This is a genomic window from Streptomyces sp. NPDC042102 (assembly GCF_055582305.1).
Genome location: NZ_JBVJDL010000006.1, coordinates 228819 through 244346, shown reverse-complemented (window position 1 = coordinate 244346; position 15528 = coordinate 228819). Strand labels below are relative to the sequence as shown.

Below are 15528 nucleotides of genomic sequence, written 5' to 3'. Positions count from 1 at the left end.
TGTCCACTATTCGCACCAACGCGGGCATGAAAGAGGCCTGCGGGCCTCGGAAGGGGCTCGAACCACCCATTCCTTGGCCCAACAGGCCTCTTTTCCTTGTGAAGAACTTCACGAAGTTCGTCCGGAGACCCGCCCCGGCGACCCCCGACAGGCCCCCGCCGTGCCCCCGTCAGACGGCGGACCAGGCGATTCCGTCCAGGATGTCGTGCTCCGAGACCACCACTTCCGAGGCCCCGGTGCGCTCCATGATCGCCAGCAGTACGAGGGCTCCGGCGCCGATCACGTCGACCCGGCCGGGGTGCATGACCCCGAGCTCGGCGCGCTGGGCGTGGGTCTCGATGAGCATCCGGTCGCTGATCTCGCGGACCGCCTCGTAGGGGATCCGCGCGTGGTGGATCGCCTCGGAGTCGTACGCGTCCAGTCCGAGCGCGATCCCGGCGACCGTCGTCACCGAGCCGGCCAGGCCCACCAGGGTGCGCGCCTGCTCCAGCGGGACCGTCTCGGCGGCCCGGTCCAGGGCGGCCTCGATGTCGGCCCGTATGGCGGCGACCTGCGCCTCGGTCGGCGGGTCGGTGATCACACCGTCCACGACCAGGTGGCGCTCGGTCATCCGGACGCAGCCCACGTCGACCGATCGGGCCGCCCGTACGTGGGCGTCACCGACCACGAACTCCGTCGAGCCGCCGCCGATGTCCACCACCAGGAAGGGGCGGTCCAGGTCGGCGCGGCCGGCCAGGGACTTGGTGGCGCCGGTGAAGGAGAACTCGGCCTCGTCCTCGCCGGAGATCACCTCGGGCTCCACGCCCAGGATGTCCAGGACGCCCTGGACGAAGACGTCGCGGTTCTCGGCGTCGCGCGAGGCCGAGGTGGCCACGAAGCGGACCTTCTCGGCGCCCAGCTCCTTGATCACGGCGGCGTACTCGCGGCAGGCCGCGAACGTGCGCTCCAGGGCCTCCGGGGCCAGCCGGCCCGTCCGGTCCACGCCCTGCCCGAGCCGGACCACGGTCATCCGGCGGTCCAGGTCGGTCTGCTCGCCCGTCGCGGGGTCGCAGTCGGCGACCAGCAGGCGGATGGAGTTCGTACCGCAGTCGACGGCGGCGACCCGGGTCACGCGGACTCCCCCGGCAGCTCGTCCTTCTGCTCCCCGCACGGGGTGACGCACGGGCCCTTGGCCCACCACTCGGGCAGCATCGCGAGCGCCTCGTCGCCGAAGGGGTTGACCCCCGGGCCCGCGGCCAGCGAGTGGCCGACGAGCACGTGCAGGCACTTGACGCGGTCGGGCATGCCGCCCGCGCTCGGGAAGCCCTGGAGCACCTCGATCGCGTCACGGCGCCGGATGTAGTCCTCGTGCGCCTTCTGGTACGCGGCGGCCAGCTCGGGGTCCTCGGCGAGGCGGGCCTGCATCTCCTTCATGACCCCGTTGGCCTCCAGCGTGCCGATCGCGGAGGCGGCGCGCGGGCAGGTCAGGTAGTAGAGGGTCGGGAAGGGGGTGCCGTCGGGCAGCCGCGGCGCGGTCTCGACGACGTCCGGCTGGCCGCACGGACAGCGGTGCGCGATGGCGCGCAGCCCGCGCGGCGGGCGGCCGAGCTGCTGCTCGAACGCCTCGATGTCGGCGTCGGTCGGCTCGGTCCGTTCGGTCTGGGGCGGGGGCGTCTGCATGCCTGGAGGAAGTCTCTTCGTTCGCGGTTCGGTGTTCGGGTGGGGTGGAACGGGGCGGGGCGGGGCGGGCGGACCGCCGGTGCCTCAGCGGCCGCCGCGGTCGGGGCGGTCGGCCTTGTCGACGCCGTCCCAGACGTTGGAGTACCAGGGGCGGTCCGCCGCGTCCTTTCCGGTACGGCGCTTCTCCTCGGCCTCGGCGTCCGGGTCGATCACGGTGTAGCCGATCTCCCCGGGCCGGACGTAGTGCAGGTGCTTGCGCGCCTGCTGCTCCACGTAGGCCGGGTCCTGCCAGCGGGCCTTCTCGTCGCGCAGCTCCTCGAGGCGCTGGCGCGCCTCGTCGGCGGTCCGCTGCTGCTCCGCGATCTCCGAGCGCTGGGAGACGTACTGGCGCATCGGATACGCGAGGGCGACGACCAGCGTACAGAGGACGAGCACCAGCAGGGCGGCGCGGCCGGTGAGGCGGCTGCGGCGGACCTGACGGCGCGACTGCGAGCGGTAGACGTGGGCCGCGGTCCGCTCGCCGAGCTGCTTGAGCCTGGTCGCGGTGGAGAACCGATCCCGGTTCCCGGCCATGGCTGTCGCCTCCCCTGATAAGCGCGTACGTCCCCGCACACGGTACGGGACCGGGTGCGGGGACGTACGGAGGCGCTGAAGGTGTCAGCCCATCAGGCGCGGGCGCGGGGCGCCGGACCCGACTGGGTGTCAGCCCTTGAAGCGGGGGAACGCGCTGCGGCCCGCGTACACGGCGGCGTCGTCGAGGATCTCCTCGATGCGCAGCAGCTGGTTGTACTTGGCGACGCGGTCCGAGCGGGCCGGGGCGCCGGTCTTGATCTGGCCGCAGTTCACGGCGACGGCGAGGTCGGCGATGGTGACGTCCTCGGTCTCACCGGAGCGGTGCGACATCATGCACTTGAAGCCGTTGCGCTGGGCCATCTCGACGGCGTCGAGGGTCTCGGTCAGCGAACCGATCTGGTTCACCTTCACGAGCAGGGCGTTGGCGGAGCCCTCCTCGATGCCGCGGGCCAGACGCTCGGGGTTGGTGACGAAGAGGTCGTCGCCGACGATCTGGACCTTGGAGCCCAGCTTGTCGGTGATGGTCTTCCAGCCGGCCCAGTCGTCCTCGAACAGCGGGTCCTCGATGGAGACCAGCGGGTACGCGGCAACGAGCTCCGCGTAGTACTCGGTCATCTCGGCGGCCGAGCGGGACTGGCCCTCGAACTCGTACTTGCCGTCCTTGTAGAACTCGGACGCGGCGACGTCGAGCGCGAGCGCGATGTCCTTGCCCGGGGTGTAGCCGGCCTGCTTGATGGCCTCGACGATGAGGTCGAGCGCAGCGCGGTTGGACTCCAGGTTCGGGGCGAAGCCGCCCTCGTCGCCCAGGCCGGTGGACAGGCCCTTGGTGTGCAGGACCTTCTTGAGGGTGTGGTAGACCTCGGCGCCCCAACGCAGGGCTTCGGAGAAGGACTCGGCGCCGATCGGCGCGATCATGAACTCCTGGATGTCCACGTTGGAGTCGGCGTGCGACCCACCGTTGAGGATGTTCATCATCGGAACGGGCAGCAGGTGCGCGTTCGGGCCGCCGAGGTAGCGGAAGAGCGGGAGGTCCGAGGCCTCGGACGCGGCGTGCGCGACGGCGAGGGAGACGCCGAGGATGGCGTTGGCGCCGAGGGAGCCCTTGTTGTCGGTGGCGTCCAGGTCGAACATGGCCTGGTCGATCAGGCGCTGCTCGGTGGCGTCGTAGCCGACGAGCTCGGGGCCGATCTGCTCGATGACCGCGAGGACGGCCTTCTCGACGCCCTTGCCCATGTAGCGGTTCGGGTCGCCGTCGCGGAGCTCAATGGCCTCGAAGGCACCGGTGGAGGCGCCGGACGGAACGGCAGCACGGCCGGTGCTGCCGTCGTCGAGGCCCACCTCGACCTCGACCGTGGGGTTGCCTCGGGAGTCCAGGATTTCCCGGGCTACGACGACGTCGATGGACGGCACGAGCATCTCCTTCTGGGATGTGACGCTGGGTGTGCGGGGGCGGGGGCCGTGGGACGGCCCTGCCGCACTAGAGCCTAACCGGATCCGGGCAGTCGGCCCGCCGACCGCCCGCCCCCTGGGACGAAAAAGGGTCCGAATACCCGTGTTCCGCCACATAAGACCCATGATCAACAGGCGTTCCGTCCGGAAACACGCCGCCGCCCGGCGCGTGAGGGGAGACGCGCCGGGCGGCGGGGAGATACGCGTGTGGCGAACGTTTCGCGGTCAGGACCGCGAGTGTTGCACCGTGGTTCAGCCGATCTTCAGCTTCTGGCCGGGGAAGATCAGGTCCGCGTCCTTGACGATGTCCTTGTTCAGCTCGAACAGCTGCTGCCAGCCGCCCTTGACGCCGTGGGCCTCGGCGATGGTGCTGAGGGTGTCGCCGGCCTTGACCTCGTAGGAGCCGTTGCCGGTCAGCGGGGCCGGGGCGGGCTTGGAGGCCGGCGCCGGGGTGGCCGCGCGCTCGGAGCGGGTGACCGGGGCCTCGGAGCGCGGGGTCTCCTTCTTCGGCGCCGCGGCCTTCGTCTCCGTCTTCTTGGTCTCGGTCTTCTTGGTCTCGGTCTTCGGCTTGGTGGTCGGCGTCTGGGTGCCGCCGCCGTTGTAGGCCGCGCTGGTCAGGCCCTTGCCGCAGTGCGGCCAGGCGCCCTTGCCCTGGCCCTTGAGGACCTTCTCGGCGATGGCTATCTGCTGCGCCTTGGTGGCCTGGTTGGCCTGCGGGGCGTACGCCTTGCCGCCGAAGCCGGCCCAGGTGGAGGCGGAGAACTGCAGGCCGCCGTAGTAGCCGTTGCCGGTGTTGATGGACCAGTTGCCGCCGGACTCGCACGCGGCGACGGCGTCCCACTGCGAGGCGGTGGCGGCGTTCGCGGTGCCCGCGGCCATCAGCGGGGCGGCGATCGCGGCACCGGTGACACCGGCGAGCGTGACGATGCGGGTCGCCTTGGAGGCGCGGCGGTGCTTGCCCTTGCCGGAAAGCAGCATGGAACTTCTCCTCACCGACGCCTGCGAGGTGAGCTGTCGGGTTCGGGCGAGTGAGTTGCCCGGCCGCGCGACCTAGCGCGCGGCTTAACCCCTAGCCGTTCCCGTGACCATCTCTCAATGGCCGGTCCCGGCACCTACCTTGGGTCCCCCGCTCCTGCCTTCGGCGCTTGACGCGACGACTGTTCCCTCCGTCCGCCGGCAGGATTCGGCGATGCGGTCGAAGGGGCCCGCGGTGGCGAGCGATTCAGAAGGTAGACAGGTCTCCGCCCGATGTTCAACGAGCGTATTCGCCGGAAACCGCCCCTACTTGCACTCCTGAAAAGGATGTTTGCGCAGGTGAGGGGCGGGTTTGCGGCATTCCACAAACGAGACACGCCAGTTGACCGGAAGAGACGCATGTCTCACTTACACGAAACGGACATTGGGGCGTTTCCACCCGCCCGAAGTGCCCCTATTTCGGGGTTACATCCAGATTCTGTCCGGGCTTGATCAGGTCCGCGTCCTTGCCGATGACCTGCTCGTTGGCCTTGTAAAGGGCGTTCCAGCCGCCCTTGAGGCCGTTGGCGTCCGCGATGTCCGCCAGGTTGTCACCCGGCTTCACCGTGTACGTCGGTTCCGGCGCGGGTCCGGGGGCGGCCGGACTCTCGGCGGCCGGGGCGCCGCGGTGGCGTCCGGTGCCCCCGGCGGAGTCCGGCGTCGGCGCGTTGCCCGGCGCGGTCGTGCCGCTCGCCGGGGCGGTGGGGTCGACCGGGGTGCCCGGGGTGGCCGGGGCGGTGGGGACGGCCGGGACCGTCGGGGCGGCCGGGTCGGTGGAGACGCCGGGGGTGCCGGGAGTCCCGGGGGTGCCCGGAGTCCCAGGGGTTCCCGGAGTCCCGGGGGTGCCCGGGGTGGCGGGCGGCGTCACCGGAGGCAGCTCCGAGGGCGACGAGGTCACGTCCGGGGCGGGCATGACGGGCAGTCCGGGCATTCCGGGCGCCGTGGGCAGCAGCGGCTCGTTGACCGGCGGGGTGGTCGCCGGGACCGAGGGGCCGGCCGAGTGGCCGGGGATCCGCGGGACGTCGCCGGATCCCTCGGAGGGGCGCAGCGGGGTCGGGTCGACCGAGCGGGCGGCGCCGGGCTCGCCGGGGTCCACATCGGCGGCCGGGCCGTGCTGGACCAGGCCCGCCTTCTGCGCGCACACCGGCCACGCCTGGGGGCCCTGGGAGGCCAGCACCCGCTCGGCGATGGCTATCTGCTGGGAGCGGCTGGCGAGGTCGGGGCGCTCGGCGTAGGCCAGCCCGCCCGCGTTCTTCCACTGCTCCAGCGTGAACTGCAGGCCGCCGTACGCTTCGCTGCCGAAGTTGGCGCTCCACGTGCCGCCGCTCTCGCACTCGGCGACCTTGTCCCACGTGGTGGTCTCCGCAGCGGTCGCGCTGGTGGCCGCCAGCAGCGGCAGGGCGAGCGCGGAGCCCGTGACCCCGGCGGTGACGACGATGGCGGGAGCCTGACGGGGGCGCCGATGACGGCCGTTCCCGGAACGCATGAGGGTGGACCTTTCGCGTGACGGCAAAACACACCCGGTGAGGGGTGACGTGGAACCTAGCGCTCCTCGAACGCTTGTCACAAGTCGATGCAGCGCAGATAACGCGAAGGTCACATTGGTGACGCCAGGTCAGTTAATTGCGGGGAGTGAAGCGGACCGGAAGGGTGCGCAGGCCACGCATGATGAGCCCGCCGCGCCAGCGCAGCTCCGAAGGGTCCACGGCGAGCTCGAGATCCGGCAGACGCGTCAGCAAAGTCGCCAGCGCCGTCTGCCCCTCCAGCCGGGCCAGCGGCGCGCCCAGGCAGTAGTGGATGCCGTGGCCGTATCCGAGGTGCTGGTTGTCGGTGCGCGCGAGGTCCAGGGTGTCGGGCGCGGCGAAGCGTTCCGGGTCCCGGTCGGCGGCCGCGAGCACGACCAGGACCGGGTCGCCGGCCGCGATGTCCTGGCCGCCGAGGGTCAGCGGGCGGGTGGCGAACCGCCAGGTGGCCAGCTCCACCGGGCCGTCGTAGCGCAGCAGCTCCTCGACCCCGGTGGCGAGCAGCTCGCTCTCCCCGGCGGCGAGGGAGGCCTCGAGGCGGGCGCGCTCGCCGGGGTTCATGAAGAGGGAGTGGACGCCGTTGCCGATGAGGTTGACGGTCGTCTCGAAGCCGGCGAAGAGGAGGATGAAGGCCATGGCGGCGGCCTCGTTCTCCGTCAGGTGCTCACCGTGGTCGCTCGCCCGGATCAGACCGGAAATCAGGTCATCGCCCGGATCATCCCTTTTGCGATGGATGAGGTCGACCAGGTAGGTCCGCATCTGCTTCACGGACCGGGCGACGCCGCCGCGCGGACCGCCGCCGTGCCGGATCATCATCCCGGCCCAGTCGCGGAAGTCGTCCTGGTCCTCGCGCGGTACGCCGAGCATCTCGCAGATGGCGTAGATGGGGAGCGGGAAGGCGAACTCGTGGATGAGATCCGCTTCACCCCGGCTCGCGAAACCGTCGATGAGATGGTCCGTCAGTTCCTGCACCCGCGGGGTGAATTCGGCGACCCGGCGCGGGGTGAACGCCTTCGAGACCAGCCGCCGCAGCCGGGTGTGGTCCGGCGGGTCGATGTTGAGCAGATGGGTCATCAGCTCGGCCTTGCGCTCGCCCGGAATGCCCGTCTTGCCCTTGGCGTGCGCCGGCTCCGCGTGGTGCGCCGGATTCTTGCTCAGCCGCTGGTCGGCCAGCGCCTGGCGGGCATCGGCGTACCGGGTCACCAGCCAGGCCTCGACCCCGCTGGGCAGCTTGGTGCGGTGCACCGGGGCGTGCTCGCGCAGCCAGGCGTAGGCCGGGTACGGATCGGTGGCGAACTCCCAGTCGAAGAGGGTGGGAGCGGCGGGAACGGCGGGAGCGGGCGCGGCGGTGGGCTCGGCGGCGGGGTCATCGTGCACCGTCCGACGGTATCCCGGCCGGCCACCGGTCATCCCATATGGGCGGTTCGCCGCGGCTGTCCGTAGATCCCCCGGCGCTTGACCTGGCGTTCGGAGCCGTTCCTACTGTCGGTTTTGTGGATGTGAGGATCTTGAAGAGCAGCTTCGCGGTGGTGGAGAGAAGGGCCGAGCACGCGGTCAAGTACTTCTACTCCCACCTCTTCTGGCACCACCCCGAGCTGCGCGACCTCTTCCCGCCCGCCTTCCTCGACATGGAGCGCCAGCGGGACCGGCTCTTCGCCGCGCTCACCCACATCGTCGCCCGCCTCGACGACGAGAGCCTGCTCCCCTATCTCCACGACCTCGGCCGCGACCACCGCAAGTTCCTGGTCCGCCCCGAGCACTACGCCGCCGTCGGCGCCAGCCTGCTCGCCGCGCTCGCCGAGGCCGCGGGCGAGGCCTGGACCCCGGAGGCCGGCAAGGCGTGGACCGAGGCCTACCAGGTGATCGCCGACGCCATGACGGCCGGCGCCGCGAGCAGCCAGGAGCCGCCCTGGTGGGACGCCGAGGTGGTACGCCACCTGAAGTACGGCGAGGACATCGCCGTGCTGACGCTGCGCCCGCACGCCCCGCTGCCCCACCTGCCCGGCCAGTACGTCAGCGTCAGCAGCGAGCACGCGCCGCGGATCTGGCGCACGTACTCCCTCGGCAACGCGCCCCGCGCCGACCACACCCTGGACCTGCACGTCAGCCGGATCGAGGACGGCCGGCTGAGCACCGCCCTGGTGCGGGCCGTACGGCCCGGCGAGATGCTGCGGCTCGGCGCTCCCGGCGGGCGGCTGACGCTGCGCCGGGAGGGCCGCCCGCTCACCTTCATCGCGGCCGGCACCGGCTGGGCCCCGGTGCGGGCGATGCTGGAGGAACTGGCGCGGCGCCCGCCCGACGCCGGCGCCCGGCTCTTCGCCGTCGCCCGCGACGCGGCCCACCTGTACGACCGCCCGCTCATCGACGCGTACGCGGACCGGCACGGCTGGCTGAGCGTCACGTACATCACCCCCGCCCCCGGCCGGCACCGCGACGAGGCCACCGAGCGGCTCGCGACCGCCCTGAGCCACCGCGGCATGTGGCCCGAGCAGGACGTCTACCTCAGCGGCCCGGCGCCGTTCATCGAGGACACGGCCCTCGTGCTCCAGGAGCTGGGCGCCCGCCCCGAACGGGTCTTCCACGACGCGGTCCCCGCCACGGCCCCGGCGCACGGCGGGCGCGGCCGGCCGCTGGGCTTCGGCGAGTGGTTCCTCCAGCCGCCCGCCCCGCACTGGCACAACCCCGCGGGCCGCGCCCCGCACCACGGGTGAGGCTCTCCCCTATATACGTACGGCTCGTATATAGGGGAGGGCTCGACGACACCCGGTGCGTACGGGCGCCCGCCCGCGGTGGCGCCGCTACGCGGCCGGGCCGCCGACGCCCTCGGCGGCGCGGATCGCGTCCCGGTAGGTCCGGGCCGCCGCGCGCAGCGCGGTCTCGGGGTCGATGCCCGCCTCCTCGGCGCGGGCCGCGAGCGCGAGCAGCTCGTACCCGACGCCCTCGCCCCGCGGGAGCTCCACCGGCACCCCGCCGGCGCGGACCCGGCCCGCCAGCTTGGCCGCGAGCGCCAGGCCCGGCTGGCCCAGCGGGATCCCGTCGGTCACCGACTCCCGCCGCTTCTCCACCGCCTTGGTCCGCAGCCAGTGCGCGCGCACGTCGTCGGGGGTCTCGGCCTTCTCGTCGCCGAACACGTGGGGGTGGCGGTGGACGAGCTTGGCGACCAGGGCCCCGGCCACGTCGTCGATCGAGAACGGCTCCGCGCCCTCGCCGTCCTCGCCGGGGTCCGCCTCCTCGGCGATCCGCGCGTGGAAGACCACCTGGAGCAGGACGTCGCCCAGCTCCTCCAGCAGCTCGTCGCGGTCCCCGTCCTCGATCGCCTCGACCAGCTCGTACGCCTCCTCTATGGCGTACTTCGCCAGCCCCTCGTGCGTCTTCTGCGAGGTCCACGGGCACTCGCGGCGGATCCGGTCCATGACCGCCACCAGGTCCAGCAGCCGCGCGCCGGGCAGGTCGTAGGAGCCGGGCAACAGCTCCAGGCCGGGCATGGCGACCCGGCCGGAGCCGGCCAGCCGGGCCAGCCCGTCGGTCAGGCGCTGGTCGCCCTCGCCGGAGGGCAGCACGACGACGGTACGGCCCCCGGCACACGCCTCGACCAGCTCGGACGCGTCGGGGCGCTCGAAGCCGACCGCGACGCCCGCCTCGCGCAGGTACGGCAGCTGCGGGTGGTCCGGGTCGGCGCACAGCACGCGGTCCGCGGTGCGCAGCGTCTGCCAGGCCGGCCACGACAGCACACCGGGGGCGACCCGGTGGCTGGTGGTCAGCAGGACGATGCGCCCGGTGCCGGACGGGGCTGCGGACGTCGGCTCGGCGGACGTCGGCTCGGCGGGGGTGGTCTCGTCGGTCACCCCTCGAACCTACCTCCGTCCGGGCCGGTCAGGCTCCGGCAGGGGGCTGCTCGGGCCGGGTCCGCTGGGTGATCCACGGGGTGCCCTTGTCACCGAGGCCGATGGCCTGCGCGTCCCAGGTGCCGTAGCGCGGGTTGAGCTGGATGCGCATCTTCTCGGCGACCGCGCGGATCCCGTCGACCGCCTTGTCCTGGGAGCCGTAGTGGTCGTACAGCTTGTCGCGCAGCAGCTTGAAGCGGAAGTCGTCGTCGATCTGGCCGGGGGCGACGACCGCCTGGAGCGCCGCCGCCTCCAGCTTGTCGGCGCCGCCGGCCCGCTCCACCTGGAGCTTGCGGAAGTCCTCGACCTCCTTGGTGGACACGGTCACCCCCGCGTCCTTGGCGGCCTTCTCCAGGACGGCGAGCTGGATCATGCGCTCCAGCTTGCTGCGTTCCAGGCCCGCGCTGCCGGAGATCAGGGCGGCCGCCTGCGGGGAGGCGTGCTGGGCCGCCCGTACGTCGTTGACCTTGGCCTGCACCGCGGACGTGGTGATCCGCTCGCCGCCGACCACGGCCGCCGTGCCGGGCCGGGCCTGGCCCGAGCAGGCCGTGAGCAGAGGGGCCGCCGCGAGCAGGGCGGCGGAGACGGAGAGCGCTGTGCGACGGTGCAAAGGAGCCTCCCGGGGCGCGGGCTTGGATTGTGCATGGATGCACAAGGCCTTGCGGTGATCGATGGTATGCAGTCAGGGTGATCCGAGCCACCGGTTCGACCAACGATTCCGGGGGTGTCGGGGCACGTGTTCACCCCGCGGCCATCCGCCGGTCTTCCGGTGCTGCGAGGGTCCCCCCACCATGCCCACGCTCGCCTCGTCGCCGCGCCGCCGCAGCCTCGCCGCCTCGGCCCTCGCGGGACTGCTCACGGCGGTGGCCGTGTGCGCCGGGGACGCCATCGCCCGCGTCCACCCGTACGGCCCCCGCCACCGCAGCATCAACGACCTCGGGAACCAGTTCGTCCCCTTCCACGCCCACCTGTGGGACCTGCTGCACGGGCGGGCCGCGGGCGGGCTGCTGCTCAACTGGCAGTCCGGGTACGGAACCAGCTTCCTGCCCGACTTCGGCACCTACCTGACCAGCCCCTTCGCGGTGCTCGTCGCCTTCTTCCCGCGCGACGAGATCGACCTCGCGGTGTACGTCGTCTCCGTGGTGAAGACGGCGGCCGCGGCGGCCGCCATGGCCTGGCTGCTGCGGACCCTGCGCCGCGGGCCGGGCTGGGGGGCGGCGGTGCTGGGTGCCTCGTACGCCCTGTGCGGCTGGTCGGTGATCGAGGCCTCGTACAACCCGATGTGGCTCGACGGGCTGATCGCCTTCCCGCTGCTGTGTCTGACGGGTGAATGGGCGCTGCGCGGGCGACGGCCGGTGCTCGCACCGGTGGTGGTCGCGCTGTGCTGGACGGCGAACTTCTACACCGCGTACATGGCGACGCTGGGCGCGGTACTGGTGCTGCTGGTACGGGTGGTGCTGACCCGGGAGGGCGTGCGCGCCCGGGCCCGGGTGGTGGCGCGGGCGGCGCGGTCGGCCGTGCTGGGCGTGATGCTCGCGGCGCCGGTGCTGGTGCCGCTGTTCCTCAGCTCCCGGCAGGCCTACCCGGGCTGGACCCGGCAGTTCGCGCCGGTGTCGTGGGCGGACTTCTTCGCGCGGGCGCTGCCGGCGACGTACAGCTTCTCCTCGCCGGCGGTGTTCGTGGGGACCGGGACGCTGCTGCTGGCGGCGGCGCTGCCGCTGCACCGGGGGGTGCCGGCGCGGACCCGGTGGTGGTGGACCGGGCTGGCGGTGGCGGTCGCGCTGTCGTTCCAGTGGACGCCGACGCATCTGGCCTGGCACGTGTTCGCGACGCCGAACGGCAGCCCGTACCGGCAGACCTTCGTGCTGGCCGGGATCCTGGTGATCGCGGCGTGGACGGCCCTGGCGGCGGGCCGGCCGGACGCGCGGGCGCTGGCCGTCGGCGCGGGGGTGCTGGCGGCCGGGGTGCTGTGGGCGACGCGCAGCGCGCTGTCGACGGACGTGGGGTACCTGCTGTTCGCGGCGGGCCTGGCGGGGGCGGCCGGGGCGCTGTGGCTGGCCCGGCGGCACGTCCTGCCGGCGGCGGCGCTGCTGGCGTGCGTGCTGGCGGTACAGGCGGCGGCGACCACGGCGTACGGCCACAAGGGCAAGCTGGGCGGCCTGGACGACTACCCCTCGTGGGGCGCGCCGCACACGGCCCGCGCCAAGGCGCTGGCGGCCGCCGACGGCTGGCCCGCCTACCGTACGGACGCCGGCCGGCCCGCGCTGACCGGCAACGACCCGCTGCTGCTGGGCGGGGAGGGCGGCGCGTACTACAGCAGCCACACCCCGGACGTGTTCACCCGCACGATGGCGGCGCTCGGCGCCGGCTGGACCTCGCGCGGGCGCAACGTCCAGAGCATCGACAACCCGGTCACGGACGCCCTCTTCGCGGTCGGCGCCCGGCTGCGCCCGGACGGCACGGTGGCCCGCTTCCCGACCCTGCCCCTGGTCACGACCCGCCCGGCCGGCCCGGAAGGCGGCTACGGCACCTCGCCCTTCACCAACCAGGAACTCCTGCTGGGCGCCCGCGTGTACGAGGCGCCGCTCGCGCCCGGGGTGTGCGCCGCCGGGACGGAGGCCTTCCTGTGGGCGCCGGCCTACAACGCCACGGCCCGCCTGGCGGACGGCCCGGCGTTCCGGCTGAACGGCAACGCCCCGCGCAACCGCGCGGCCCTGCAGCCGCTGGGCGTCTCCCACGGGGACCGCTCCCACCTGGTCTTCGACCGCGAGCCCCCGGCCGAGTGGGCCCTGGGCTGCCTGGACCGCGACCGCCTGGACGCGGCGGTGGCCGCCCTGCGCGCGGGCGCGGCCACCTCGGTCGAGGTCCTGGACTCGGGCATCCGCGCCCGGCTGGCCCCGGGCGCCACGGGTACGGCGGTCGTCGCCACCCCGGCGATCGCCGGCTGGACCTGCAACGGCCGCCCGGCGACGGCCCACCTGGGCCTCCTGGCCGCCCCGATCCCCCCGGGCACCACCACCCTCGCCTGCACCTTCCGTCCCCCGGGCCTGTACGCGGGCGCGGCGGCGGCCTCGGTGTCGGCACTGACGCTGCTGGGGCTGGGCCTTCTCGCGGCCCGGCGGCGGCGCCGGACCGCGGCCTGACCCGCAGGCCCGCAGGGCCGCCGGCTGGTCAGCCGGTCAGCTGGTCAGCCGGTCAGCCGCGGACCTGGCTCAGCCAGTGGAGGGTGCGGCGGACCTCGGTGGGGAAGGGGTGCGCCGGGCCGTGGAAGCGTTCCGCGTCGAAGAGGAGGCGGGCCAGGGTCTCGTGAGCCGCCGGGCGGTCGCCCAGGGACAGCAGGAGGTGGGCGATGCGGCGCCGGACCTCCAGGGGGAGTTCGGGGTCCGGGTTGGCGTAGTGGTTCTCGAAGAGCGGGAGCAGCGAGCGGTACTCGGCCAGCGCGGCGGCGGGTTCGCCGAGCTGTTCCAGGCACTGGGCGGCGTCGTAGCGGAACCGCAGCGACTGGGGGTCGCCCGCCGGGAACTGGTCGGCCAGCCTGCGCAGTTCGGGCAGGGCCCGGCGGTACTGGCCGTCGTCCATCAGCGTGGCGGCGTACTGCTTGCGCAGGGAGCGGACCACCGGGGAGTGCTCGCCGTGCCGGGCGGCCGCGGCCGGGAGGATGTCGCCGAGGATGTCGACGGCCTGGGTCAGGCGGCCCTGGTCGAGGAGGCCCTTGACCTGGTCGACCGCCGCGGCGATGTCCGGCTGGGCGGGGGTCGGCGGCGCGGGCCGGGCGGCCGGGACGACCGCGCGGTCGGGCCAGGGGGCCATCGGGCGCAGGAAGGGGCGGGTGGGGTCGAGGGGGCCGGCCGGGGTGCCCTGGGTGGGCAGCAGCGGCACCAGGGCCTCGTAGACCTCCTGCGCGGAGGCGGGCCGCTCCTGCGGGTCCTTGGCCAGCAGGTGCAGCAGCACGGCCTCCAGCTGGTGCGGGATCTCCGGGCGCAGCTGGCGCACCGGCAGCGGGGGCTCGTACAGGTGCCGGTGCAGTACGCCGAGCGCGGTGGAGCCGGCGAACGGCACGTTGCCGCTGAGGAGTTCGTACAGCAGCACGCCGAGGGCGTACAGGTCGGTGTACGGGCCGACCGCCCCGCCCATGGCCTGCTCCGGCGCCATGTACGCGGGACTGCCGATGGGCGAGCCGGTGCTGGTGAGGCGGGTGGTGTCGGTGTCCATGACGGAGGCGACGCCGAGGTCGAGGACCAGGACGGTGCCGTCCGGGCGGATCATCACGTTGCGCGGCTTGAGGTCGCGGTGCACGATCGGCACCGCGTGCACGGCCGACAGCACGGCGCACAGCTGCGCCACCACCGCGACCGCCCAGGGCCAGGGGTAGGGGTCGTGCTCGGCGAGGTGGTCGGCCAGGTCGGAGCCCTCGACGTACCCCATCACCAGGAACAGCTCGTCGCCGTCGCTGCCGGCGTCGTGGACCGTGACCAGGCCCGGGTGGTCGACCTGCGCCGTGACGCGGCACTCGCGCACGAAGCGGCGGCGCAGTTCCTCGGCGACCGTGCCGGGGCCGGCGACCTTGTCGGGGCGCAGCAGTTTGACGGCGACGCGGCGGTCCAGGCGCCGGTCGTAGGCGGTCCAGACCTGGCCCATGCCGCCCTGGCCGAGGACGGTGGCGAGCTGGTAGCGCTCACCGATGACGCGCTCGGTCACCGGCCCGGTCCCTGCCCGTGGCCCGGCCCGTGGGGGTCGTGGCCCTGCGGGCCCTGGCCCTGGCCGCCGTCCTCGCGGCGCAGCAGCTCGCTGAGCTCGTCGAGTTCGGCGCGGACCTGGCCGATGCGCGGCGCCTGCGGCGGCGACGCCGGACCGGGCGCGGGCGCGGGCGTGGGGACGGGGGTGGGGGTGGGGGTGTGCGGGGGCATCGGGCCGGCGCCGGGCGGGAAGCCGTAGCCCGGCCGCTGCTCCGGCGGCTTGTAGTACGGCGCGGCCGGCGGCACCTGCGGCTGCGGGTACCAGGTGGCCGCGGCCGGGCGGGGGGTGGAGGCGTAGTGCCGGATGTCCTCGTAGAGGAAGTAGGCGACGACGGCGATCGCGAGGGTCAGCGAGGTGATCATCGCTATGTCGGTGCCGCGCGAGGTCTCGCCGTCGGGGCTCTTGTCCGTGCCGAGCAGCGCGATGCACACGATGTTGATCACCACGGTGACACCGAAGAGCAGCCAGTTGCGCGGTGACCGCGTCACGATGGCGACCTTGAGCATGCTGGCCCACGCGAAGAACCCGCAGGTGAGAATGGTCAGCGCAACGAACAGCACGCGCAACGTCACCTGCAGTCCGTTGTCGGACCCGGTGTGCTGCGGCGGTGGGAGGCCTGGGCCGTGCATCGCTGCTCCTGTGCTTCCTGTGCGGGCGGTACGAGTGAAGTGACTGCTCTGAGCGTATAC

13 protein-coding genes and 1 riboswitch are annotated in these 15528 nt (G+C 73.3%); of the genes, 2 read left to right on the top strand and 11 right to left on the bottom strand.

Annotated elements, in window-relative coordinates:
* Positions 1-169: 169 nt before the first annotated feature.
* The 7 genes from ACZ6KO_RS25320 to ACZ6KO_RS25290 all read right to left on the bottom strand — a co-directional run bounded on the left by ACZ6KO_RS25320 (position 170) and on the right by ACZ6KO_RS25290 (position 7595).
* Complete coding sequence (locus ACZ6KO_RS25320; RefSeq protein WP_469306275.1) at positions 170-1111, bottom strand: Ppx/GppA phosphatase family protein; 942 nt, start codon at positions 1109-1111, stop codon at positions 170-172.
* Entirely contained in the window at positions 1108-1659 is a 552-nt protein-coding gene (locus ACZ6KO_RS25315) for a DUF501 domain-containing protein (RefSeq protein ID WP_469306274.1), read from the bottom strand. The genes ACZ6KO_RS25320 and ACZ6KO_RS25315 overlap by 4 nt, the downstream gene beginning before the upstream one ends.
* A gap of 84 nt (positions 1660-1743) precedes the next feature.
* Entirely contained in the window at positions 1744-2232 is a 489-nt protein-coding gene (locus tag ACZ6KO_RS25310) for an FtsB family cell division protein (RefSeq protein ID WP_401451948.1), read from the bottom strand.
* A gap of 129 nt (positions 2233-2361) precedes the next feature.
* Complete coding sequence (eno, locus tag ACZ6KO_RS25305; protein WP_179175606.1) at positions 2362-3648, bottom strand: phosphopyruvate hydratase; 1287 nt, start codon at positions 3646-3648, stop codon at positions 2362-2364.
* Between the two features lie 285 nt (positions 3649-3933).
* A complete protein-coding gene (locus ACZ6KO_RS25300) occupies positions 3934-4659 on the bottom strand; it encodes a transglycosylase family protein (RefSeq protein ID WP_469306273.1) in 726 nt (241 codons plus the stop codon).
* 3 nt (positions 4660-4662) lie between these two features.
* A riboswitch (cyclic di-AMP (ydaO/yuaA leader) is annotated at positions 4663-4835 on the bottom strand.
* Between the two features lie 275 nt (positions 4836-5110).
* Positions 5111-6181 carry a LysM peptidoglycan-binding domain-containing protein gene (locus ACZ6KO_RS25295; protein ID WP_469306272.1) on the bottom strand — a complete coding sequence of 357 codons (1071 nt, stop codon included), beginning with the start codon at positions 6179-6181 and terminating at the stop codon, positions 5111-5113.
* A 133-nt stretch (positions 6182-6314) separates the two neighbouring features.
* On the bottom strand, positions 6315-7595 hold the full coding sequence (locus ACZ6KO_RS25290) for a cytochrome P450 family protein (protein ID WP_469306271.1): 1281 nt from the start codon (positions 7593-7595) through the stop codon (positions 6315-6317).
* A 122-nt stretch (positions 7596-7717) separates the two neighbouring features.
* Here ACZ6KO_RS25290 and ACZ6KO_RS25285 point away from each other — a divergent pair, with 122 nt between their 5' ends.
* Positions 7718-8929: a globin domain-containing protein gene (locus ACZ6KO_RS25285; protein WP_469306359.1), complete on the top strand. Its 1212-nt coding sequence runs from the start codon at positions 7718-7720 to the stop codon at positions 8927-8929.
* Between the two features lie 87 nt (positions 8930-9016).
* Here ACZ6KO_RS25285 and ACZ6KO_RS25280 read toward each other — a convergent pair whose 3' ends face one another.
* On the bottom strand, positions 9017-10063 hold the full coding sequence (locus ACZ6KO_RS25280; protein WP_469306270.1) for a nucleoside triphosphate pyrophosphohydrolase: 1047 nt from the start codon (positions 10061-10063) through the stop codon (positions 9017-9019).
* 28 nt (positions 10064-10091) lie between these two features.
* The gene (locus tag ACZ6KO_RS25275) at positions 10092-10712 is read right to left on the bottom strand and encodes a SurA N-terminal domain-containing protein (protein ID WP_469306269.1); all 621 of its coding nucleotides are present in this window, start codon (positions 10710-10712) and stop codon (positions 10092-10094) included.
* A gap of 181 nt (positions 10713-10893) precedes the next feature.
* On the opposite strand from ACZ6KO_RS25275, the gene ACZ6KO_RS25270 reads away from it, so the two are divergent.
* On the top strand, positions 10894-13245 hold the full coding sequence (locus ACZ6KO_RS25270; RefSeq protein WP_469306268.1) for a YfhO family protein: 2352 nt from the start codon (positions 10894-10896) through the stop codon (positions 13243-13245).
* A 52-nt stretch (positions 13246-13297) separates the two neighbouring features.
* On the opposite strand, the gene ACZ6KO_RS25265 is transcribed toward ACZ6KO_RS25270, so the two are convergent.
* Positions 13298-14800 carry a protein kinase domain-containing protein gene (locus tag ACZ6KO_RS25265; RefSeq protein WP_469306267.1) on the bottom strand — a complete coding sequence of 501 codons (1503 nt, stop codon included), beginning with the start codon at positions 14798-14800 and terminating at the stop codon, positions 13298-13300.
* Positions 14797-15399: a hypothetical protein gene (locus ACZ6KO_RS25260; RefSeq protein ID WP_469306266.1), complete on the bottom strand. Its 603-nt coding sequence runs from the start codon at positions 15397-15399 to the stop codon at positions 14797-14799. Before ACZ6KO_RS25260 ends, ACZ6KO_RS25265 begins: the two co-directional genes overlap by 4 nt.
* Positions 15400-15528 lie beyond the last annotated feature (129 nt).

Bases quoted from the DNA above. Each gene is read 5' to 3' on its own strand.
- eno (WP_179175606.1), bottom strand. From the start codon at position 3,648: ATGCTCGTGCCGTCCATCGACGTCGTCGTAGCCCGGGAAATCCTGGAC.
- ACZ6KO_RS25270 (WP_469306268.1), top strand. From the start codon at position 10,894: ATGCCCACGCTCGCCTCGTCGCCGCGCCGCCGCAGCCTCGCCGCCTCG.
- ACZ6KO_RS25315 (WP_469306274.1), bottom strand. From the start codon at position 1,659: ATGCAGACGCCCCCGCCCCAGACCGAACGGACCGAGCCGACCGACGCC.
- ACZ6KO_RS25295 (WP_469306272.1), bottom strand. From the start codon at position 6,181: ATGCGTTCCGGGAACGGCCGTCATCGGCGCCCCCGTCAGGCTCCCGCC.
- ACZ6KO_RS25300 (WP_469306273.1), bottom strand. From the start codon at position 4,659: ATGCTGCTTTCCGGCAAGGGCAAGCACCGCCGCGCCTCCAAGGCGACC.
- ACZ6KO_RS25310 (WP_401451948.1), bottom strand. From the start codon at position 2,232: ATGGCCGGGAACCGGGATCGGTTCTCCACCGCGACCAGGCTCAAGCAG.